Consider the following 23,051-nt stretch of genomic DNA (forward strand, 5'->3'; position numbering starts at 1 on the left):
AAGAACCGACCAAAATGTTTAGCTCAAAAAATCAGCATGAAGAATTAGATTGCATTTATATACTTATTCAAAATTCATTTGAAAGGTGTATCTTAAATTAAACACTTATAAATTTAATTGAAAACCAATTTATCTGCAGGAGAAAAAAGTAAATTATATTTTCCCCAGTTAGATTCTATAAGAGGAATATCTTTTATTACAATATTCCTGTTTCATACGCTGCGCATCACCTATGATGATTTCTTTCTAGGAGATTTTGTAAAATATCTATTTAACAATTTACCGCTGGCAATTGATGTTTTTTTCATTCTCTCCTCTTTTTTACTTACCTATCTCGCTTTAAACGAATACAAAAAAAGAGGGAATTTTTCATTTAAAAATTATTTTACAAGACGAGTCTTAAGAATATGGCCGTTATATTATTTCATTCTGATACTTGCCTTTTTAGTATTCCCTTTTATAGCTCTTTTGTTTCATTTCAACATAAGTTTACCACCTCCCCTATTTTACATATTTTATATTGCAAATTTTTATACAATTAATCATGTATTCTTTTTACAATTTTTATGGACAATTTCAGTAGAGGAACAATTTTATTTATTATGGGGCGTCTCCTTACGTTACCTTCACAATAACCTTAATAAGATAATTTTCAGTTTATTTTTAGTAAGTATCACATTCACATTATACGCGGAATTTAGCGGTATAAAATATTATTTTAATACACTTACATACCTGTTTGACTTTGGCAGTGGTGCTTTGGCAGCGCTTTTAATTTTTAAAAATAATTTCATAATTAAAAGTTTTTCCAATTTGTCAAAGACAAGCACCCTTATTTTCTATGGTTATTTACCAGTCCATTTTTTTCTTTTTTATTTTTTGAATAAAAATTCAGCGGGGATTACTAATAATTTATTTGGCCTTTTGAGCCGGTATTTATTTATAATTTATATAGCCTTTTTTATCATTGAACAAATGATAAATATTTCAAGGGTAAAAATTTTAGAAAAGAATAATTTTTTAATTTTTACCGGAAAAATATCCTATGGATTATATTGCTTTCATGGGATTACTATTACGATTATCAATTTATTAGTTCAGTCTTTTAATATTGATATCAGGAACTGGATTATGGTTCTTATATATTTTTCCATAAATTATTTCATTGCCACTATAAGTTATTCTTACCTGGAAATGCCATTCTTAAAACTTAAGGCAAAATGGAGACGGATATAAAATAGAAATTGAAACAGCTTACCCACCAATATTTTTTTTGAATAAAAATTGCAAAAGAATTTATGTAATAACTTAGCCGCCAAATGACAGCTGAACAATACGATGTAATTATTATTGGCGGCGGGCCAATTGGCCTTGCCTGCGGCCTTAATGCAAAGAAATCAAATTTAAGTTATTGCATTCTTGAAAAAGGTGCACTGGTAAATTCAATATATAATTACCCGGCAAACATGACATTTTTTAGTACGAGTGAGCGATTGGAAATTGGTGGAATTCCTTTTGTTAGCAATAACCCTAAGCCTACACGAAATGAGGCACTGGAGTATTACCGCAGGGTAGCAACTTCGTCAAATCTTAACATTCATTTATTTGAGAAAGTTACTGAAGTAAAAAAGAATGATACAGCATTTTCAATTACAACTAATAAGTCTCAATACCTGGCTTCAAACATTATAATTTCAACCGGATTTTATGATATCCCTTATCTATTAAATGTGAAGGGAGAAGATCTTGATAAAGTAAAACACTATTATAAGGATCCGCATTATTATGCATTTCAAAAAGTACTTGTAGTAGGAGCAGCTAACTCCGCCATAGACGCAGCACTTGAAACCTGGCGCAAAGGTGCTACAGTAACAATGGTAATTCGCGGAGATAAAATAAGCGACCGTGTAAAATATTGGGTAAAACCCGATATTGAAAATCGTATTGCTGAAGGCTCTATCAAAGCATACTTTAATTCAACAATAGAAGAAATAAGAGAGCATGAGGTTGACATAAAAACTCCTGATGGTCTAGTAACAATAGAAAATGACTGGGTACTTTCGATGACAGGATATCAGCCCAATCTTTCTTTTTTAAAAAATCTTGGCATTGAACTTTCAGCAGATGAAATTTGCAAACCAACGTATAGCGATGAAAGTTATGAAACCAATATAAAAGGAGTTTACCTGGCTGGCGTAATCTGCGGCGGAATGAATACCCACCGGCTTTTCATAGAAAATTCAAGAGAGCATGCCGAAAAAATAATTACTGATATAAGTAAAAAAAAGAATGCTCAGTAAATAGCTCTGTCCTGTTAGTTCAATGTTCCATCTTCTCTTTTCATTATTTTATTATACTTTTTTTCGCTCAGGCTATAGGTGAGATGTGTTGAGAGAAAACCTATAAAAACAGAAATTGCAATAAGCAGGAATATTAAATTCTTACCGCCTGTCTCCCATAAGGGGGTAAAGAGTTTCGTGAGAAAGAAAATCACCAGGAATGATACAACCGTCCATGCAATAGTGAACTGTAAATAATATTTCCATCGCGGGCCACTCCTTTGCTCCACCCACTGATTTATAAAATGTCTTTCAGAATTACTTATCATAATTAATCTTCGATTTCAAATTCTCCTTTCATGTAAAAAACGCAATTGCCCGCCATGATTACCCTATCACCTTTTTGTTCGCAATAGATTGTTCCTCCTCTTTTCGAAAGTTGCAAAGCAATTAAATTTGTTTTATCAAGTTTCTTACTCCAAAAGGGAATTAATTGTGAATGCGCCAAACCTGTAACTGGATCTTCATCAACACCTGCTGTTGGTGCAAAAAATCTTGATACAAAATCCACAGATTTCCCTGGTGCTGTAATAATAATTTTGTACCCGGTATTTCGAATTAGCGAAAAATCTGGAACACAATTTTGCACAGCATCTTCATCGGCCAACTGAACTAAAAGATCCCTGTTTTTATAAATCCCCTTGATATCAATTCCGCCCAAGGCATCTTTAAGATTAACTGGGGGATCGTTAAATTCATCAGGTTCCCACGATGGGAAATTCATTTTAATCAAGCCATCCTCCTTTGTAACTTTTAGAATACCACTTTGGGAATTAAAACTTATTTCAGGCTTATCAAAATGTAAATAATTAAAAACTACAAAGGCCGAAGCCAATGTTGCGTGACCGCATAAATTAATTTCGACTTGTGGCGTAAACCACCTGATTTCAAAATCATATTCTTTATTATTTGCTTCGCAAATAAATGCCGTTTCGGAAAGATTATTTTCAAAAGCAAGTTTTTGCATTACTGCCTCGTTAAGCCATGCCGTAAGTGGAACAACTGCAGCAGGATTGCCGGAGAAAAGCTTATTGGCAAAGGCATCTACATGATAAAGTGTTTTCGTCATTTTTTTCCTAATTACTTCGTGTTGCCGTAACAGTTAGCAGTATGCTATTTATTCGGTCATCATCTCTTTTGCAATATTAATAACATCTTCAACATTGGGCTTACTAAAATAATCGCCATCACTGCCATAAGATGGACGGTGGTCTTTTGCCGTGAGTGTTCTGGGAGCAACATCAAGCCACTTATACCCTCCCTGTTCTTCCATTACTTTGTTAAACATATACGCCGCGGCCCCGCCGGGAACATCTTCGTCTATAAATACAATACGGTTTGTTTTTTTAAGTGAAGCAAGGATGAGGTGATTAATATCAAAAGGCAAGAGTGTTTGAACATCTATAATTTCACAACTTATTTTCATACCCTCTAATAATTGCGCTGCTTCACTAACAATTCTCAACGTAGCGCCATATGAAACCATAGTAATATCGTTACCTTCTTTCACTACTTCCGGAACTCCTAACGGTACAGTATACTCGATTAAATTAGATGGTAGTTTTTCTTTTAAGCGATATCCATTCAGGCATTCGATCATTAACGCAGGATCGTTACTTTGAACCAACGTATTGTACATTCCAACCGCCTGAACCATATTTCTTGGAACACAAACATACATTCCACGGAGCGCATTTATAATCATAGCCATTGGAGAACCACTATGCCAAATTCCTTCAAGTCGATGACCACGGGTACGAACAATAAGTGGAACACTTTGCTGACCCATCGTACGAAAATAGGTTGTGCACACATCATCACTTAATGGCTGTAACCCATACAGCAAATAATCCAGGTATTGTATTTCTGCAATCGGCCGTAGACCACGTAATGCAAGTCCAATCCCTTGCCCTATTATACTTAACTCGCGAATACCTGTATCAAATATCCTGCTTTCGCCGTATTTTGCCTGCAAACCGCTGAAACCCTGGTTTACATCTCCAATATGTCCAAGGTCTTCACCAAAGGCAACAAGTTTATCATTACTTCCAAAGAGTTCGTCAAAATATTTATTGAGCACTTCATAGCCGTTAACCATTTCTGCGTCTTCTTTATACAAGGCATTAACAGGATTAACTTTTAGAGCGGATTTTGGCCCCTCATTATAAAGATTTGAATTAAAAATTTTACCATTCTCCTTTACAAGATCATCATAGTATTTTTTAATTGAAGATGATGAAGAACCGGATATAATAAGCGCTGTTGACAAAGCTTTCATTACATCACGGCGTAAAGGTTCCCTGTTGGCTGATAGTTCATCTATTAATTTTTGATAATCCTCTTTACTTTGTTGATTTACTATGTCATCCCGAAGTAGTGATATTGCTTCGTTCACTTGCTTTTTAATAGGGGCAATATATTTTTCCCAAGCATTTTGCCTGCTTTGCTTCACAAACTTCTTGGCAGCAAGTTCCATATCACGCAACTCATTATCATCAGCAAGGGCATTTTCGATAATCCATTCCCGCATTTGTTTTCTGCACTCCCATTGATTTTCCCATGCCAGTCTCTCATGCGTCTTATAACGTTCCTGGCTACCCGAAGTAGAATGTCCCTGCGGCTGTGTAATTTCCTCAACATGAAAAAGTGCAGGAGTGTGCGTGTCCCGGATATGTTTTATGGCAACTTCCAGCACTTCACACATCCCGGCGTAATCCCATCCCTTTAAATTGTAAATATTTATTCCGTTAGTATCTTCTGTTTTTTGCAAGCCCGCCAAAGCCTTCGAAATAGAAGACTTCGTAGTTTGATATTCCTTCGGCACAGATATTCCATATCCGTCGTCCCAAACGAATACAGCAAGTGGTATTTGAAGCACCCCTGCAGCATTCATCACTTCCCAAAAATGTCCTTCGGAAGTGGAAGCATCACCAATTGTACAAAAACAGATTTCATTACCGTTGTCACTTAAATCTTTCATTTTATTCAAATCCTTTTCTTCCCTGAAAAGTTTTGAAGCCAATGCGAGCCCAAGGGCTCTCGGCATTTGGCCGGCCGTAGGAGCAATATCTGCAGAAATATTTTTCAAACGTGCGAGCGGCATCCAGTTCCCATTTTCATCAACGAATTTTGTTGCAAAATGCGAATTCATTTGCCTGCCCGCACTAAACGGATCATTAGCAATGTCAGGATCGGCATATAATTGGGCAAAGAATTGTTCCACTGTAGAAAGTCCGCTCGCGAACATAAATGTTTGATCACGATAATAACCAGCTCTAAAATCGCCGGGCTTGAAAAATTTTGCCATAGCAACCTGCGCCACCTCTTTTCCCGCACCGAAAATTCCAAATTTTGCTTTACCTGTAAGCACTTCCCTTCTACCCAATATACTCGCCTCACGGCTTTCACAAACTATACGATAGTCTTTTAAAACTTCCTCTTTAAACTTATCGAAAGATAAATTCTGAAGAAGCGCATCATCAGTAAGTAGATTTGTGTCCATATTCGCAAAAATATTTAATTATGGCCGATGATTGTTAAAAATGTGATAACCTGTTCACAATTTGCAACCTTATCCCGCGTTTTATTATCTTTGAAAGCACAATAACAAAATAAATGAAAAATACATTTACTTTTCTTATAGGACTTACTCTCTTTTTTACCGCTTCTGCACAATCGGAAATTTCCAATGTTCCTAAAGATAAAGTAAGGAACACAAATGTAACTTCAGCGGCATCTTCAAATAATGCGCCATCTTCTGAATCAAATAGAAATCCTTCAGAATCGATTAGCCTCAAAGAAACGGAATTTGATTTCGGCAAAATACCACAAGGAAAACCGGTAACTCACGTATTTGAATTTACCAATACGGGCTCAACGCCTCTTTCACTGGAGAATGTACAAGCCAGTTGTGGTTGTACAACGCCGGTATGGAATAAAGATGTAGTTCCACCGGGTGCTACTTCAAAAATAACCGTTGGCTACAATGCCCAAAATGAAGGTCCTTTTGCTAAACCAGTTACCATTACATATAATGGCACCCAGGTTAAACAAATTACCATTAAGGGTGATGTTTGGAAAACGCCGGTTACATCAGCCCCCGAAAATACATCAGTAAATTCTTTAAAAAACGAATAAAAATCAATAAAAATCATGAAAAAATTACTATTAGCTGTTCTTGTTTTATCCGCGTCATCATCATTGTTTGCTCAAAAAAAGGCAGATGATATTGCAAAAATTAATGTTGAAACTTATGACCTTGGAAAAGTAAAACAAAATGTTCCGGCAACTGCAACATTTGTTGTTACTAATATTGGCAAAGAAGATTTATTAATTGACCAGGCTAATCCCACTTGTGGCTGTACCATTTCCGATTATACCAAGGCACCAATTGCGCCCGGAAAAACAGGTGTTATACATGCCACTTATAATGCAGCAAATCTTGGCCACATCGATAAAACATTAACCGTAAAGTTTGCAGGTGCAGATGATATTAAATTTATAAAACTGACAGGCGATGTACTTGCACCAGCCGATTACGATAAAGCCGTTGCATCAGGCGAGATTAAGAAAGTAAATAACACCGCCGCAAAAAACAATAAAAAGTAGAATAATACATTTTTTAAATAATTTCCTGAATCCCTGCCAACGCGGGGATTTTTTATTAGCATAAAATGAACAATCTATTTAGTAAATTGGTGGCTTATATTTCCATTTAAGCATATTCAAAATAACTATAATGACTACACGAAAAAGATTTATTCAAACATCCGCGATTATAAGTGTAGGCCTGTTGGCAAAACAATCAGGAGCTTTTGCCTTTGCGCAAAAAGGTTTTGAAAGTAAAAGACCGCCACTGTCACAAAGAAAATTTACAAGTAAAGCTGTAGAAGATATCATTATAAAGTTAAAAAAGGAAATGGCTGACCCTGAACTCGCATGGCTATTCGAAAATTGTTTTCCTAATACATTAGATACAACGGTTGATTTTGAAATAATCGATGGCAAGCCCGATACTTACGTAATTACCGGCGATATTGATGCCATGTGGTTGCGTGACAGTACGGCGCAGGTGTGGCCTTATCTTTTCTTGGTTAAAAGCGATACACATTTGCAGGAATTAATAAAAGGTGTTATAAACCGGCAGGTAAAATGTATTCATCTAGACAGGTATGCAAATGCTTTTTATAAAGACGAGAACAAAATAAGTGAATGGAAAAGCGATTTAACTGAAATGAAACCGGGCATTCATGAACGCAAATGGGAAATAGATTCATTGTGTTATCCGGTAAGACTCGCCCATCAGTATTGGAAACTTACGGGCGATTTAACTCCGTTTGATGCGGATTGGGAAGAAGCAATAAAATTAATTCTTAAAACTTTTAAAGAACAACAAAGAAAGGACGGACAAGGCCCATACACTTTTCAAAGAACTACTGCGTGGGCAACGGATGGCGTACCGTTAGGCGGCTACGGATATCCCGTAAAACCTGTTGGATTAATTTGTTCAATGTTCAGACCAAGTGATGACGCAACAATTTTTCCGTTTTTAATTCCTTCTAATTTTTTTGCTGTTGTATCCTTAAAGAACGCAGCAGAAATGGTACAGGCAACCAGGAAAAATAATACGCTTGCGAATGAATGTTTACAATTGGCAAACGAGGTTGAAAAAGCCTTACAGCAACATGCAATCATCAATCATGAAAAGCTGGGGAAAATTTATGCCTACGAAGTAAATGGATTTGGGAGCTTTAATTTAATGGACGATGCAAATGTGCCAAGTTTATTATCGTTACCTTATTTGAATGCTGTAAAAGAAAACGATCCGCTATATGTAAACACAAGAAAATTTGTTCTGTCCCCTGACAATCCATTCTTTTTTAAGGGAACTGCAGCCGAAGGAATTGGCGGCCCTCACGCGGGAATAAATATGATATGGCCATTAAGTATCATCATGCGTGGCCTCACAAGTAACAACCCAACTGAAATAAAAAAATGTCTTCAAATGCTCATAAGTTCAAGTGCAGGAACAGGATTTATGCATGAATCATTCAACAAAAATGATGTAAATAAATTTACGCGAAAATGGTTTGCATGGGCTAATACAATCTTTGGCGAATTGGTAATAAAAACTTCTGAATTGTATCCCCAAATATTACGCTGACGTTATACGAGATAAAACATTTTATACATTTTTTATCTCTGCTAAAAGATCTTGCAGCACTTTTTTCGCATCACCAAAAAGCATAGACGTTTTTGGCTGAAAGAATAATTCATTTTCAATACCTGCATAACCGGGCTTCATACTTCTTTTATTTACGATAACCGTTTTCGCAAGTTCTACTTCAAGTATAGGCATTCCATAAATTGGCGATGAAGGATCATTTTTTGCGGCAGGATTTACCACGTCGTTTGCTCCTAAAATTAATACCACATCCGTAGTTTTAAATTCTTCATTGGCGTCTTCCATTTCCAATAATTTATCATAACTAACATCAGCCTCTGCTAATAGAACATTCATGTGGCCCGGCATTCGGCCCGCCACAGGATGAATAGCATATTTAACTTCCACTCCTTTTTCTTCCAACACTTTTTCGAGTTCATGACAAGCATGTTGCGCCTGCGCAACTGCTAAGCCATAGCCCGGAACTATCATTACTTTTTTCGAATATGCCATTACCATTGCAGCATCGCTTAAAGAAATTTCTTTGTAACCACCTTGTGCTCCTTTTGCTCCTACTGCAGATTTCGCAGTGCCTCCAAAAGAACCAATTAAAACATTTTTAAGACTCCTGTTCATAGCACGGCACATTAATATTGTGAGCAATGTTCCTGCTGCGCCTACTAAAATTCCGCCGGTAAGCATGGCTTTATTATTATATAAAAAACCGCCGCATGCAGCTGCTACACCTGTAAAAGAATTTAATAGAGAAATAACTACAGGCATGTCGGCACCACCAATCGGAAGAACGAAAAATACTCCATATAAAAGCGCAAGCGCAACCGTTATGAAAAAAGGAATATTAGCAACCTTTACGTCGCTTTGATAAGTATATATTGCAAAAAAGATGACTAAAGCGAAAACAACCAGGTTAAAAAGATGTTGCCCCTTAAAAGTAAAGTCTTTAATTTTTCCATTCAACTTACCCCATGCAATAACGCTTCCTGCAAATGAAATACTACCAATAATAGTTCCGGCAATAATTGCGAGATAATGACCAACGGGAACAACATGAGAGAAAAAGGTCGAGTCAAACATTTTGTTTTCCCGGAATAAATAGTCGAATTCTATAATAGAAATTAATGCAGCGCAGGCGCCACCCATTCCATTAAAAAAGCTTACCAGTTCCGGCATTGCGGTCATCTTCACCTTCTTTGCCGCAAGCGTTCCTATAATAGTTCCTATAATAATTGCAGAAAAAATCCACGGATAATTTCCCAATTTCTTTCCATCATTTTCATATAAGAAAATAGTTCCGAGAATGGCGATGATCATTCCCCCGGCTGCAATAAGATTTCCCTTTCTTGCAGTTGCGGGATTGGACAACATTTTTAATCCAAGAATGAAAGTTACAGAAGCAACGAGATAACAAATTGATAAAATTCCTGACATTAATTGTTGAATGGTTTATTGATTAATTCGTTTATTGGTTACAGTTAGTTACTAATATTTTTATGTCGTAATACTAATTCATCGCGCTATTTTTTCTTTTTAAACATTTCCAGCATTCTATCGGTGACTACAAAGCCGCCAACAACATTTAATGTGCCTAACACAACCGCTAAAAATCCAAGAATTAATGCTATATAATTTCCACTTTCAGCTTTGCCCATAACTATAATAGCACCAATAATTACAACCCCATGAATTGCATTTGCGCCGCTCATCAAAGGCGTATGCAGCACACTTGGCACTCTTCCAATAATTTCAATTCCTAAAAAAATCATGAGTATTACAATATAGACTGCTTCTATATTTTCATGTAAAAAATTAATTACTGCTTGCATAAAAAAGAATTAAAGGCCTCATCCCAACACTTCTCCAAAGGAGAAGGAGATTATTTATTAAAAATTTAATTGCTTTTCAAATTTGCTACCTTCTCGTTTACTATTTTCCCGTCATGCACTATACAAGTTCCTTTTACAAGATCATCATCAAAATTTAAATTTAGTTTCCCTTCTTTATCTATAATCAATTGCAAAAAGTTGGCGATATTTTTTCCATACAATTTACTGGCATCATAAGGCATAGACGAAGCGAGCATTGAATTACCAACAATGTTTACACCATTATAATTTACTATTTCTTCATTTTTTGTCATTGAAGTATTACCACCCGTTGCAGCTGCCAGGTCAATAATCACAGAGCCGTTTTTCATTTTATCCAACATGTCTGTTGTAATTAAAATGGGAGCTGGTTTTCCGGGGATCTGCGCAGTGGTAATTATAATATCAGACTTTGCAACACTTTCAGCAATTCTCATCTTTTGTTTTTGCAGAAATTCTTCTGATTGTACAACCGCATAACCACCCGCTTTACTTGCATCCGCAGCGCCTTCTACTTCAACAAATTTTGCACCTAAACTCATTACTTCTTCCTTAACAGCAGGCCTTGTATCAAACACTTCAACGACCGCGCCTAATCTTCTTGCCGTTGCAATGGCCTGTAACCCTGCAACTCCCGCCCCAAGTATTAAAACCTTTGCAGGAGGAATACTTCCTGCAGCTGTCATAAACATCGGGAAATATTTTGGAAACATATTGGCAGCAAGCAATACTGCTTTATAGCCTGCAATATTTGCCTGGCTGCTTAACACATCCATACTTTGTGCTCGCGTGGTACGCGGAATCATATCTATACTGAAAACGGTAGTATTCTTTTCTGCAAACTTTTGCATTAAAAAATAATTATACAAAGGCTGATAATTACCCAGTAAAATTTTAGATTGAAGAAAATCAATATCACCAGAGGCAGGATTATTTATTGATAATAATACGTCAGAATTTTTCAACACGTCTTCTCTTGAAACAACTGTTGCGCCGGCTTCTGTATATTTTTGATCAGCCACAAATGCGTTTTCACCTGCATTTAGTTCAACAAAAACATTCACATTTAATTTCTTGAAAATCGCAACATGTTCTGGCAAAAGAGAGACTCTGGTTTCGGGTGAGGATTCTTTTAAAACTCCAATCGTCATAGTATAAAATAAGGTTCTAAGGTATTACAAATTTAAAACCTTATTGTAAAATGTTGCTTTACTTTAAAATCAGGATTAAAAAAAACGAGTCCGATAAAAAAAAGATCGATAGTTAATGTTACTGAATCGTGCTCCTGTATTTGCCTCCACGCTTCTTCCATTTCGCTGCTCCAATGAATGTCATCAAAAATAAAAATGGAGGTGTTGGATGATTTTTTTAACAAGCTTAAGAAATAATCGAGTGTTGCATCTCTCCGGTGATTGCCATCAATGAAAGCAAAATCAACTTTTTTTATTGCTCGTAATTCAGCTACAAAAGTTTTATTAAAATCACCTTCAGTTAAATTAATATTTCTGAAACCGGTCTGTTCAAAATTTTGCCTGGCGATTTTTGCAATTTGCTTTGAACCTTCAAATGTATTTATTTCAGCATCTTTGTTTGCGCAGGCGATGTAGCAGGTAGTAATTCCGAATGACGTTCCTAATTCAACAATACTTTCGGGCTTGTAATTATTTACAATCCTATAAAGAAGCTTTGCAAATTTTTTATTTTTTAAAGATGATTTTGCAATAGCATTTATCTTTCGTTTTTTAAAAGGAATTACTGCTGACCCGGCGCCAAAATCTTCGACTTCTATAATTGAATTATCGTTTAGAAGCTGTTGCCGCAAAGCCTCAATTTTTTTATAACATTCATATTCTTTTTTATCGTTCAACACATGAGTGATAAAATCAAAAACAAAAGGTGAATGCACTCCATGCCCTTTACCATTTTGAGCTTTGATATAATAAGTCAGATATTTTTTTGCGAGCTGAAATGAAGAATACATCTTATTAATAATTTAAGATGCGTCAATATTTTTTTCCCAAACTTCAAACGTGTAAGGATAATTGTTTTTATCGTCTGCCGGGAATGATTGAGCACTAACGAGCTTCCAAATATTTTTATTTATTTCCGGATAATAAGTATCGCCTTCTATTGTTGCATGCACTCTCGTTAAATAAATTCTTGAAACAATATCTATGGTTTGTTTAAAGATTTCGCCCCCACCGATTATAAAAATTTCCTTAGCGTCACTTTCTTTAGCTTTTGTTATAGCATCTTCAATGTTATTAAACACCAATGCATCTTTCGGATGGAAATCTGTCTTTTTTGTTATGACAATATTGATGCGCCCGGGTAATGATTCTTTTAAAGCCTCATAACTTTTTCTGCCCATAATAACAGGCATGCCCCACGTTTTATTTTTAAAATATTTAAAATCATTTGGTAAATGCCATGGCATATCACCATTGGCGCCAATAACATTATTTTCTGATGCTGCTACGATATGGGCCAAAAAAACTTTCTCAGAATTATTTTTCATTTGATAACAAAAATTTAAACAGCTACAGGCGCTTTAATCCCGGGGTGACTTTGATAATTTATCAATTCAAAATCTTCATACCTAAAATTAAAAATATCCTTTACTTCAGAATTTATTTTCATTTGGGGTAATTGAAATGGTTTTCTTGTAAGTTGCAATTCGGCCTGTTCAAAATGATTTTTGTACAAATGAACATCGCCAAAAGAATGAACAAATTCACCCGGTTCCATATCGCAAACCTGCGCAATCATCATCGTAAGTAATGCATAAGAAGCAATATTAAAAGGAACGCCCAGAAAAACATCTGCGCTTCGCTGATATAGTTGACAGGATAATTTCCTCCGTTTTCCATCTTTAGAGGGGGTTGTATAAAACTGGAACAAACAATGGCAAGGCATCAAATGCATTTCGGGTAAGTCTGCAACATTCCATGCGCTTATAATCATTCTGCGGCTATCAGGATTAGTTTTTAGCTGATGCATCAATTCGCTTACCTGGTCAATCGTTTTTCCATTAGCACCTTCCCAGCTACGCCATTGCTTTCCATACACAGGGCCTAAATCTCCATTCTCATCCGCCCATTCATCCCATATTCTTACACCATTTTCTTTCAGGTATTTAATATTAGTATCGCCTTTTAAAAACCAAAGCAATTCGTAGATAATACTTTTTAAATGCAATTTTTTTGTAGTTACTAATGGAAATCCTTTTTGAAGATCGAAACGCATTTGGTAACCAAATAAACTTCGAGTACCCGTTCCTGTACGGTCACTTTTATCAGCGCCTTCGTTAATTATTTTTTGTAAAAGATGAAGATATTGTTCCATGTGCGCAAGTTAATTAAAACCTCACAGGTTTTGAAAACCTGTGAGGTTTGCCATTTTGTTCATTAAAGAATTTATTGCTGAATGGCTGCGGGGTAGAAGCGGTAGCCCATAGCGAAGCGAAGGCTACAAGCGAATAGCCCGATCTGCTGCTGAATAAAGAACTAATGACGAGAGCCCCAAATTTCTGCACTCTTTCAATCAAGCCCATCAAAACCTTAAACTGTCTTATCTTTGCAGGTCACACTAAAAACATGAGTAAAAAAGGTAAAGTTTTAATGGCAATGAGTGGCGGTATTGACAGTACGGTCGCTGCGCTTATGCTTCATCATGAAGGATATGAAGTTGTGGGGATTACTATGAAAACCTGGGATTATGCGACCAGTAGTGGCAATAGTAGCAAGGAAACCGGCTGTTGCAACCTCGACAGTTTTAATGATGCCCGTGCTGCCGCAGTGCAACATGGCTTTCCGCATTTTATTTTAGACATCCGCGAAGAATTTGGTGATTTTGTTATTGATAATTTTGTTGAAGAATACATTGCCGGCCGCACGCCTAATCCTTGCGTTATGTGCAATACGCATATAAAATGGCGGGCTTTGCTCAAGAGAGCGAATGCGTTGGGTTGCGATTATATTGCCACCGGGCATTATGCACAAATTCACAAACACAGCAACGACAGGTTTTTTATAAGAAAAGGTGTTGATGAAACCAAAGACCAGAGCTATGTTCTTTGGGGATTGCAGCAGGACTTACTAAGCCGTACACTTTTACCTTTAGGAACTTACCGCAAAACCGAGATAAGGCAAATGGCCCATGATTTTGGCTACCCTGAACTCGCCAAAAAAAATGAGAGTTATGAAATTTGTTTTGTGCCCGATAATGATTACCGCGGTTTTTTAAAAAGAAAACTTCCCGAACTGGAAGAAAAAGTATCCGGCGGGTTCTTTGTTGACCAGTCCGGTAAAATTTTAGGCCCACACAAAGGTTATCCTTTTTATACAGTAGGACAGCGCAAAGGGCTTGATATTGCATTGGGAAAACCAGCATTCGTAACTGCAATTATTCCGGAAACGAATACAATAGTTTTAGGTGATGAAGATGATCTAAGGAAAAATGATATGCAGGTTTCAGGGATTAATTGGATAAAATATGATGGCATAACAGATGGCATGGAAGCTATTACAAAAATCAGGTACAAAGATAAAGGCGCACTGTCCAATCTTTTTTTATACGAAAAAGGTGTAAATGTTCGTTTCTATGATGATGTAAAGGGCATTGCTCCGGGACAAAGTGCGGTATTCTACGAAGGTGATGATGTTATTGGTGGAGGAATTATTCAAAGAAGGTAAATAATAGTTCTTAGGGCAGCCTTTTTATATTTTTAATACTCTTTTTTGTATAATTTAAAAGTGATATTTTAATCATACCATATGACCAAATATTTTATTGGCCTGTTTTTTATTTCTCTTTTTTTTATATCGTGCAAAAAAGAAAAAGATAGCTTCAGTTCTGAATCTGTGAATGATTATTTTCCACTTCAGGTAGGAAAATATATTACTTATAACCTTGATTCAACTTTATTTATAAATTTCGGCCAAAAAGATACAATCATTAGTTACCAGGTACAAGACAGAGTTGATGCGCAAATAACAGATAACCTTGCAAGGCCCGCATATCGCATTATAAGATACATAAGAAAAGATTCTTCTAAAGATTGGATTCCAAATAATACTTTCCTGGCGATTCCAAGTTTTAATTCCCTGGAATACGTTGAAAATAATCTTCGGTTTTTAAAATTAGAAATTCCCATTAAACAGGATTTTTCCTGGAAAGGCAATTCTTATATCGACACTTATTCTATCAATTCTGATCTAAAATATTTAGATGATTGGGATTACATTTACGATAGCATTGATGTTCCGCTTACCATAAATTCTCTTAATATTGATAGCACTATAAAGGTGACCGAAAGGGATGAATTTTTGGGACAGGATCCTTCCATTCCCGGAACTCAATACGCAGAAAAAACTTATGCACTGGAAAAATATGGAAAAGGAATCGGTTTAATTTATCGTGAATTTTTACATTGGGAATACCAGGGCGGCGAAACAGGTGTTCCGGGCTATTTTGTAGGCTACGGTATAAAGCTTAGCATATTAGATCATAATTAAATTTAGGATAGCTATAAAGTTCGCTCTCACAATTCGCATTTAATGATTTTATATCATTTTCCCCTTATGAAAAGAATATATCTTTTATTTTTTCTCTTAGGTTTTTTTTCCATCTATGCTTCTGCCCAGTTTACAAAATATGTAATAAGGTTTAAAGACAAGGCTGGCACACCTTTTACAATAGACAATCCATCTGCTTATCTATCTGCCAAAGCAATTGCAAGACGAACGAAGCAAAATATTACTATAGATGAAACGGATTTGCCGATTACCCCGCGATATATTGATAGTGTTCGTTTATCCGGTGCCGTTACCATACTGAATAAATCGAAGTGGCTCAACCAGGTTTGTATACAAACTACCGATTCTTTGGCGTTGGTAAAAATCAATAGCTTACCTTTTGTTATAGCTTCACAACCTGTAATGCAGCCTGTGGGTATTCAAAATACAAGGAATGATAAGTTCAATGAGGAAACAAATTCAATTACCTCATCACAGGGCACAAGCAACGTCCAGGATTTTTATAATTATGGAAATTCATATCCTCAAATTCATATTCATGAAGGCGAATACCTGCATGATAAAGGATTTCATGGTGAAGGAATGTCTGTAGCTATTCTTGATGCAGGTTTTTACCATTACCTGAGCCTGCCGGCATTTGATAATGTAAGAAACAATAACCAGGTTAAAGAAACATACGATTATGTTGCTAACGAGGTAAGCGTAGACGAAGATCATTTTCATGGTATGATGTGTTTTTCAATTATGGCAGGCAATATTCCAGGCCAGTTAGTAGGAAGCAGCCCCAAAGCAAATTATTATTTATACCGCACTGAAGATGTTTCTACTGAATCTCCTGTTGAAGAACAGAATTGGGCGGCCGCAGCAGAGCGTGCAGATAGTATTGGGATCGATGTTATATCCACTTCATTGGGTTATAACCAATTTGATAACCCTGTTTTCAATCATACTTATGCTGATATGAACGGCAATTCAACTATTGCTGCAAGGGCTGCCGATTTTGCTGCAAAAAAAGGAATGATAGTAGTTGTAGCGGCAGGTAATGAAGGGAACCATGCCTGGCATTTTATAACAACTCCTGCTGATGCGGACAGTGTTGTTGCAGTTGGCGCTGTAAATAGTTCAGGGGTTATTGGAAGTTTTAGCAGTTATGGACCTTCGAGTGATGGACAGGTAAAACCTGCTGTTGCATCGGTTGGAGTGGGCACTGCAGTATCATCCACAACAGGGCCAATAGTTACCGGTAATGGAACCTCATTTGCAGCGCCAAATCTGGCGGGCCTTATTACCTGCCTTTGGCAAGCCTTTCCTGAATTTACTAACATGGAAATTATACAGGCCGTAGAAAAGAGCAGCAGTATTTATAATGCCCCGGACGACCGCATAGGATATGGCATTCCAAATTTTCGCATTGCTTATGATGATTTAAGCCAGCAGCGTGCATTGAAAAATATTAATACAATTTTAGGTAGCAGTTGGATTAAAGTTTATCCAAATCCATTTAAGGATAATTTCAATGTAGCAATTAAACCGCCCCATGCTGCGAATGGAATTTTTAGATTGTATGATGCTTTCGGAAGATTGTATTTTACAAGGCAAATATCGCTGCAGGCAGAGCAAGATCAACTTATACAATTTAATAATCTGCAACCTTTGCAGCGTGGCATTTATATGCTGAAGTTTAATGATGGGCAAAGCAAAGAAAGTATTAAGCTTCTAGCGCAATAGAACACTCAACTTTTATGAATAAGGCAACAAACATAGTATCAGCCTGCATTTCGTATCCCTTTAAATATTCCAATTTAAGTAAATTCAATTTATATTTTTCCTGGAACAAGATAACATTTTCTTCATTTTCTTTTTTAAAAACAGAGCAGGTAACGTATAATAAGTGTCCGTTGTTTTTTAGATGAGGCAGTGCATTTTCAACAATTTTTCTTTGAAGCAGAGCATATTTTTTTATTTCATCCTTTTTAAAAAAATGTAACTGTTCAGGAGTTCTTGCCCATGTTCCTGAACCCGAGCAGGGAACATCTGCAATTATAATATCAAAGCTTTGATCAATTTCATGGAAAGATTTTTCCAAATCTGCGGGAGCAGGATTATAATTTTTTATACCAGCCTCCTCAAAGCGAACTTTTAAATTTTCGAGAATACTTTTTCGTTTATCGCTGACTGTTATGTTTATATTCCTAAAAAGATCAAAAGCAAGAATTGATTTACCGCCGCTTCCGGCACAGCAATCCCAAATTGAAATTGCTACTTTTTCATTTTCTATTATGGGTTTTAGAAAGTCTAACGTTATCTGCGAATTATAATCCTGCACTACAGCTTCTTTATCAATTTCAATTGTATTACTCACTTTTTCATTGTTCGAAAAGGCAATACAATTCTCATTTAATTGTTCAAATGAAAAACCTGGATGCTTGATTTTATTAATTACAATCTCTCTGAATCCGGGCCTTATCCTTATAAATAATTTGGGTTGAATTAAAAACGAAAGATTGAATTGACGAAAGTTTATTTCGTTGCTTAATTCATCAGAAAAAGGAAAAATTTTTTCTTCGTTAAATTCTTTGTTAACTATTTTAAGCTTGTCAATTAATGGCAATGATATGGAAGCATTCAATTCAGGTTTAAAAAAATCAAGGAATAAAGAAGAGCTCTTTTCACATAGAAAAACAGCTAATAAAAAATTTTCATCCTGGCTCGATGGAGTACTAACTCCAAAGCCTAAACGAAAATAGTTATAGCACAAAGCAGTTATTAATTTTCTGTCTTTCGAACCATGCTTTCTATTTGCCGAAAAATATTTTTTTAGAAAAAGATGAAATGGTTCTTGTCCTTTGTATGATGAGAGAATAGAAACGGAATATTGCAAATACCTATGGAAATGATTACTATTTGTTGAGGGAAATTCTTTTCCAGTTATTTGCATTAGTCTTATTTATTTTAGATAAGACAAAATCAAAGCTCAAGCAATGCTTTTACGGGATCTTTCCCAAACAGAAGCTGGGCAGGGTTTTCAAGCATTTCCTTTACACGAACCAGGAAACTTACTGATTCACGCCCATCAATAATACGATGATCGTAACTCACAGCCAGGTACATCATTGGCCGTATAACAACCTGGCCTTTTATTGCTACTGGTCGCTCTACAATATTATGCATTCCTAATATGGCGCTCTGTGGAATATTTATAATTGGTGTGCTCATTAATGAACCAAAAATTCCGCCATTGGTTATGGTAAATGTTCCGCCGGTCATCTCTTCTATTGTAAGTTTACTTTCTTTGGCTTTCGTCGCTAACTGAATGACTTCTTTTTCAATTTCAGCCATGCTAAGGCTTTCAGCATTTCTTATAACAGGCACGACCAATCCTTTGGGTGAAGACACTGCAATAGAAATATCGCAGTAATCATGGTACACGATACTATCGCCATCTATGCCCGCATTTACAGCCGGCCATTCCTGCAACGCAAAGCAACACGCCTTTGTAAAAAAGCTCATGAAGCCAAGATTTACTTCGTGGTGTTTTTTGAAAACCTCTTTATACTTTGTTCTTAAGTCCATTATAGCACTCATGTCCACTTCATTAAAAGTGGTGAGCATGGCCGTTGTATTTTTCGCCTCCACAAGCCTGCGGCTAATTGTTCTGCGCAGGTTACTCATTTTTTCAACTTTTTCTTCGCGGCTAAAAAGTTCCTTACCAACCGCCCGGCCAGGATTGGCGAGTGCATCCAAAACATCGTGCTTGGTAATTTTTCCGTTGAAGCCGGTAGGAGTTACTTTTTTTGCATCTACCTTTCTATCTGCTAAAATTGCGGCCGCAACTGGCGTTGCTTTTACATCTTTATTAAGAACAAGAGCACTTTCCTCTTCTGTTGCTTTTATTTCTTTTTTATCAGCAACATCTTTCGATGTTGATTTGGGCTCTTCTTCTTCTTTTATATCTTTTTTTTCCGCGGTTAAATCTTTTTTTGCTGTCGCAGGTTTTTCTGCTGTATCATCAATGGTAGAAACAACGTCACCTATTTTTAGCGTATCATTTTCTTTAGCAATTGTGTGTAAAATCCCTGCCTTTTCTGCGTTGATTTCAAAGGTTGCTTTTTCACTCTCAAGTTCAGCAATTATATCATCTCTATCAACCCAATCACCATCATTTTTTATCCATTTGGTAAGTGTCACTTCATTGATGCTTTCGCCTACCGAAGGCACTTTAATTTCTATCGACATGTATTATTATTAAGAATTACAAACCTAAGCTAAAATGAGAAATACTCAAAGGTAGTTTCAATCATAAAGAGAACGCAGTTTCAAGAATGCCTTCCTGTTCCTTTGCGTGAACCTTCGAAAAGCCAGAAGCTGTTGCAGCACTTGACGGCCTGCTTACGACACCATAATTTATAGAAGTGAGATTCATGCGAAGAAATGATGCAGCTCCCATGTTTAAGGGTTCTTCCTGCGTCCAATACCAAATTGCTTTACTATATTTTTGATATAATTTTTCAATTTGCTTTACAGGCAAAGGATACAATTGTTCCAGTCTTATTATCGCAACATCTTTCCTGTTATCTTTTTCTTTTTTCTCTAAAAGATCGAAATAAATTTTACCACTGCAAAACAAAACTTTTGTAATCGAGTTTGCATCAGTTACTGAAGCATCGTCCAAAGTTTCTTTAAAACCACCTGATGTAAATTCTTCAATAGCACTATAACTTTTAGGATGTCTTAAGTTAGCCTTCGGAGAAAAATTAACCAATGGTTTCCGGAATGGCCATGTAATCTGCCTCCGAAAACAATGGAATAGATTAGCTGCTGTTGTTATATTGGTAACAACCATATTTAACTCAGCACACATTTGTAAAAACCGTTCCATTCTGGCACTACTATGTTCGGGGCCTTGTCCTTCATAACCATGGGGCAGCAATAAAACAACTCCATTCATCCTCCTCCATTTTTGTTCTGAACATGAAATAAACTGGTCTATAATTGTTTGAGCGCCGTTTGCAAAATCTCCAAATTGTGCTTCCCAAATTACCAATGAATTTGGATTAGCCATTGAATAACCATACTCAAAACCCAACACAGCATATTCACTCAAAAGCGAATTGTATATTCTGAAATGGCCCTGTTTATCGGCAACATTACTTAAGCGATTATAATTTTCATCTGTATTTTCATCTCTTAAAGTGGCATGCCGGTGACTGAAAGTGCCTCTTTTTACATCCTGCCCGCTCATACGAACATCTCTCCCTTCCTGCAAAATGCTTGCATAAGAAATTAATTCACCAGTGGCCCAATCGAGCTTTCCTTCAACTTCATAAAGTTTCACTTTGTCCTGGAGAATTTTTTCAACTTTACGCAAAGGTTTAAAACCTTCAGGCCACTTCATAATAGCCTTAAACAATTTTTCAACCTCCGATTTTGAAATAGCCGTGATGGGTGATGCATCGAAATCTTCAGGAGTTGCTTTTCGCAAATTCTGCCACCACAATTCAGGTGTCTGGTAATGATATGGTAATGGATTTTGCTTAATTTCGTCTAGGCGTTCCTGTAGGTCGCTCCAATATTTTTTTTCCATTTCCTTTGCAAGTTCCGCCGTAGCGTCATCGCCATGCATCATCAGCCATTTTACATACACTTCCCTTGGATTAGGTTGCTTTTCTATTAAAGCATACAAACCTGGCTGCGTAAACTTTGGATCATCACCTTCATTATGTCCATGACGGCGATAACAAACCATATCAATAAAAATATCGCTGTTAAATTCCTGCCTGTACAACATTGCTAACTGCGAAGCTTTTACCACGGCTTCTACATCGTCTCCGTTTACATGAAATACCGGAGCCTGAATCATTGCTGCTATGGAAGTGCAATAATCGGAAGTGCGGGCATCGTCAAAATCGGTAGTAAAGCCTATTTGATTGTTAATCACAAAATGCAAAGTTCCACCCGTAGAATATCCCTGCAATCCACTCATCTGGAGCACTTCATATACAATACCCTGGCCGGCCAGGGATGAATCGCCATGAATAAGTACCGGCAATATCTCATCGTAATTACTATTATAAATTACATCCGCTTTACTCCTGGCAAATCCAATAACCACAGGATCTACCGCTTCAAGATGTGAAGGATTAGGCGCAAGTTTTAAATGAACTTTTTTTCCTGTTGCAGTTTCAATTTCACTACTATACCCCATGTGGTATTTCACATCACCACTTCCCATCGTTGTGTCGGGTATCGAATTACCTTCAAATTCGGTAAATATTTGTTCGTATGTTTTACCTAAAATATTTGCCAGAACATTTAATCTTCCGCGGTGCGCCATTCCAATCACAACTTCCTGCACATTATTCTCTGACGCAACACTTATAATTGCATCCAACGCAGGAATTGTACTTTCACCACCTTCCAATGAAAATCTTTTTTGTCCTACATATTTGGTATGTAAAAATTTCTCAAACATTACACCTTCATTGAGTTTTTGAAGGATTTTCCTTTTTTGTTCAATAGGAACAGGCTGCTGCATTTTATTTTCTACTGCATCAATGAGCCAATCAATTTTTTTAGAATCGTTTAATGAAGTAATCTCTGTACCCAACGAAGCCGTATAGCACGTTTTAAGATGTTCAATTATCTTTTTTAAAGATGTTTTACCCAGCCCCACAAATTTTCCTGCATAAAATTCAGTGTCAAGTTCTCTTTCATCCAGACCAAAATATTTCAAGTCAAGATGAGCATGCCTGTCCTTTCTTTCCCTGATGGGATTGGTTTTTGCAATTAAATGACCTTTCATTCTATATGCAAGAATAAGTTGGTAAACCGCAAATTCTTTATCAAGTTGAACAGATTCAACCGGGATCGGCGCGACAACCTGTGTTCCATTCACTTTCCCATTCGTGTTTGAAATGGCGAAATCGAAGCCTTCAAAAAATTTTCGAAGGTCCGTATCAACACTATCAGGATTTTTTACAAAATCTTTATATAAATTTTCAATGTATGCAGGATGCGAACTGGTTATAAAAGAGAAGTCTTTCATTTTTAATGGAAAATATTTACAAATTTTATTAGGATATCAAAGACGAAATATTTTTTTAACGTAAAATATCTGTCGGCAAATATC

The 23,051-nt window shown here is 36.4% G+C and carries 20 protein-coding genes; 8 read left to right on the top strand and 12 right to left on the bottom strand.

Going from position 1 to position 23,051, the window contains the following annotated elements; genetic code table 11:
- Window positions 1–117 precede the first annotated feature (117 nt).
- A complete protein-coding gene (locus FW778_RS10500; RefSeq protein ID WP_150414660.1) occupies window positions 118–1,236 on the top strand; it encodes an acyltransferase family protein in 1,119 nt (372 codons plus the stop codon).
- An 83-nt stretch (window positions 1,237–1,319) separates the two neighbouring features.
- Window positions 1,320–2,300, top strand: coding sequence for a YpdA family putative bacillithiol disulfide reductase (locus tag FW778_RS10505; protein ID WP_150414661.1), 981 nt, complete (start codon window positions 1,320–1,322; stop codon window positions 2,298–2,300).
- A gap of 14 nt (window positions 2,301–2,314) precedes the next feature.
- Here FW778_RS10505 and FW778_RS10510 read toward each other — a convergent pair whose 3' ends face one another.
- The 3 genes from FW778_RS10510 to FW778_RS10520 are packed head-to-tail and all read right to left on the bottom strand — an operon-like array spanning window position 2,315 to window position 5,841.
- Window positions 2,315–2,608 carry a hypothetical protein gene (locus FW778_RS10510; protein ID WP_150414662.1) on the bottom strand — a complete coding sequence of 98 codons (294 nt, stop codon included), beginning with the start codon at window positions 2,606–2,608 and terminating at the stop codon, window positions 2,315–2,317.
- Between the two features lie 2 nt (window positions 2,609–2,610).
- Window positions 2,611–3,408, bottom strand: coding sequence for a PhzF family phenazine biosynthesis protein (locus FW778_RS10515; RefSeq protein ID WP_150414663.1), 798 nt, complete (start codon window positions 3,406–3,408; stop codon window positions 2,611–2,613).
- Window positions 3,409–3,456: 48 nt separating this feature from the next.
- Window positions 3,457–5,841 (bottom strand): alpha-ketoacid dehydrogenase subunit alpha/beta, encoded by a 2,385-nt coding sequence (locus tag FW778_RS10520; protein WP_150414664.1) that lies wholly within the window; start codon window positions 5,839–5,841, stop codon window positions 3,457–3,459.
- Window positions 5,842–5,954: 113 nt separating this feature from the next.
- Here FW778_RS10520 and FW778_RS10525 point away from each other — a divergent pair, with 113 nt between their 5' ends.
- The 3 genes from FW778_RS10525 (at window position 5,955) to FW778_RS10535 (ending at window position 8,502) form a co-directional block, all read left to right on the top strand.
- Complete coding sequence (locus FW778_RS10525) at window positions 5,955–6,476, top strand: DUF1573 domain-containing protein (protein ID WP_150414665.1); 522 nt, start codon at window positions 5,955–5,957, stop codon at window positions 6,474–6,476.
- Window positions 6,477–6,491: 15 nt separating this feature from the next.
- Window positions 6,492–6,947 carry a DUF1573 domain-containing protein gene (locus FW778_RS10530; RefSeq protein WP_150414666.1) on the top strand — a complete coding sequence of 152 codons (456 nt, stop codon included), beginning with the start codon at window positions 6,492–6,494 and terminating at the stop codon, window positions 6,945–6,947.
- Window positions 6,948–7,077: 130 nt separating this feature from the next.
- The gene (locus FW778_RS10535) at window positions 7,078–8,502 is read left to right on the top strand and encodes a glycoside hydrolase family 125 protein (RefSeq protein WP_150414667.1); all 1,425 of its coding nucleotides are present in this window, start codon (window positions 7,078–7,080) and stop codon (window positions 8,500–8,502) included.
- Between the two features lie 21 nt (window positions 8,503–8,523).
- On the opposite strand, the gene FW778_RS10540 is transcribed toward FW778_RS10535, so the two are convergent.
- The 6 genes from FW778_RS10540 to FW778_RS10565 all read right to left on the bottom strand — a co-directional run bounded on the left by FW778_RS10540 (window position 8,524) and on the right by FW778_RS10565 (window position 13,730).
- A complete protein-coding gene (locus FW778_RS10540; protein ID WP_150414668.1) occupies window positions 8,524–9,951 on the bottom strand; it encodes an NAD(P)(+) transhydrogenase (Re/Si-specific) subunit beta in 1,428 nt (475 codons plus the stop codon).
- Between the two features lie 86 nt (window positions 9,952–10,037).
- On the bottom strand, window positions 10,038–10,346 hold the full coding sequence (locus tag FW778_RS10545) for an NAD(P) transhydrogenase subunit alpha (RefSeq protein ID WP_150414669.1): 309 nt from the start codon (window positions 10,344–10,346) through the stop codon (window positions 10,038–10,040).
- A 65-nt stretch (window positions 10,347–10,411) separates the two neighbouring features.
- Window positions 10,412–11,536, bottom strand: coding sequence for a Re/Si-specific NAD(P)(+) transhydrogenase subunit alpha (locus FW778_RS10550; protein ID WP_150414670.1), 1,125 nt, complete (start codon window positions 11,534–11,536; stop codon window positions 10,412–10,414).
- Between the two features lie 32 nt (window positions 11,537–11,568).
- Window positions 11,569–12,366, bottom strand: a complete 798-nt coding sequence (locus FW778_RS10555; protein WP_150414671.1) for an O-methyltransferase — start codon at window positions 12,364–12,366, stop codon at window positions 11,569–11,571.
- A gap of 12 nt (window positions 12,367–12,378) precedes the next feature.
- On the bottom strand, window positions 12,379–12,903 hold the full coding sequence (locus FW778_RS10560; protein WP_150414672.1) for a dihydrofolate reductase: 525 nt from the start codon (window positions 12,901–12,903) through the stop codon (window positions 12,379–12,381).
- Between the two features lie 14 nt (window positions 12,904–12,917).
- Window positions 12,918–13,730 carry a thymidylate synthase gene (locus FW778_RS10565; protein ID WP_150414673.1) on the bottom strand — a complete coding sequence of 271 codons (813 nt, stop codon included), beginning with the start codon at window positions 13,728–13,730 and terminating at the stop codon, window positions 12,918–12,920.
- 251 nt (window positions 13,731–13,981) lie between these two features.
- Here FW778_RS10565 and mnmA point away from each other — a divergent pair, with 251 nt between their 5' ends.
- The 3 genes from mnmA to FW778_RS10580 all read left to right on the top strand — a co-directional run bounded on the left by mnmA (window position 13,982) and on the right by FW778_RS10580 (window position 17,650).
- Window positions 13,982–15,079, top strand: a complete 1,098-nt coding sequence (mnmA, locus tag FW778_RS10570; RefSeq protein ID WP_150414674.1) for a tRNA 2-thiouridine(34) synthase MnmA — start codon at window positions 13,982–13,984, stop codon at window positions 15,077–15,079.
- A gap of 81 nt (window positions 15,080–15,160) precedes the next feature.
- Entirely contained in the window at window positions 15,161–15,901 is a 741-nt protein-coding gene (locus tag FW778_RS10575; protein WP_150414675.1) for a hypothetical protein, read from the top strand.
- Window positions 15,902–15,967: 66 nt separating this feature from the next.
- Entirely contained in the window at window positions 15,968–17,650 is a 1,683-nt protein-coding gene (locus FW778_RS10580; protein ID WP_202552181.1) for a S8 family serine peptidase, read from the top strand.
- Here the strand turns inward: FW778_RS10580 and FW778_RS10585 are convergent.
- The 3 genes from FW778_RS10585 to FW778_RS10595 form a co-directional block, all read right to left on the bottom strand.
- Complete coding sequence (locus tag FW778_RS10585; protein WP_150414677.1) at window positions 17,631–18,860, bottom strand: RsmB/NOP family class I SAM-dependent RNA methyltransferase; 1,230 nt, start codon at window positions 18,858–18,860, stop codon at window positions 17,631–17,633. The two genes, FW778_RS10580 and FW778_RS10585, sit on opposite strands and share 20 nt — an antisense overlap.
- A 29-nt stretch (window positions 18,861–18,889) precedes the next feature.
- Window positions 18,890–20,158, bottom strand: a complete 1,269-nt coding sequence (gene odhB, locus FW778_RS10590) for a 2-oxoglutarate dehydrogenase complex dihydrolipoyllysine-residue succinyltransferase (RefSeq protein WP_150414678.1) — start codon at window positions 20,156–20,158, stop codon at window positions 18,890–18,892.
- Between the two features lie 61 nt (window positions 20,159–20,219).
- Window positions 20,220–22,967, bottom strand: coding sequence for a 2-oxoglutarate dehydrogenase E1 component (locus FW778_RS10595; RefSeq protein ID WP_150414679.1), 2,748 nt, complete (start codon window positions 22,965–22,967; stop codon window positions 20,220–20,222).
- Window positions 22,968–23,051 lie beyond the last annotated feature (84 nt).

Origin of the sequence: Ginsengibacter hankyongi, assembly GCF_008710285.1 — a bacterium.
GTDB lineage: Bacteria > Bacteroidota > Bacteroidia > Chitinophagales > Chitinophagaceae > Ginsengibacter > Ginsengibacter hankyongi.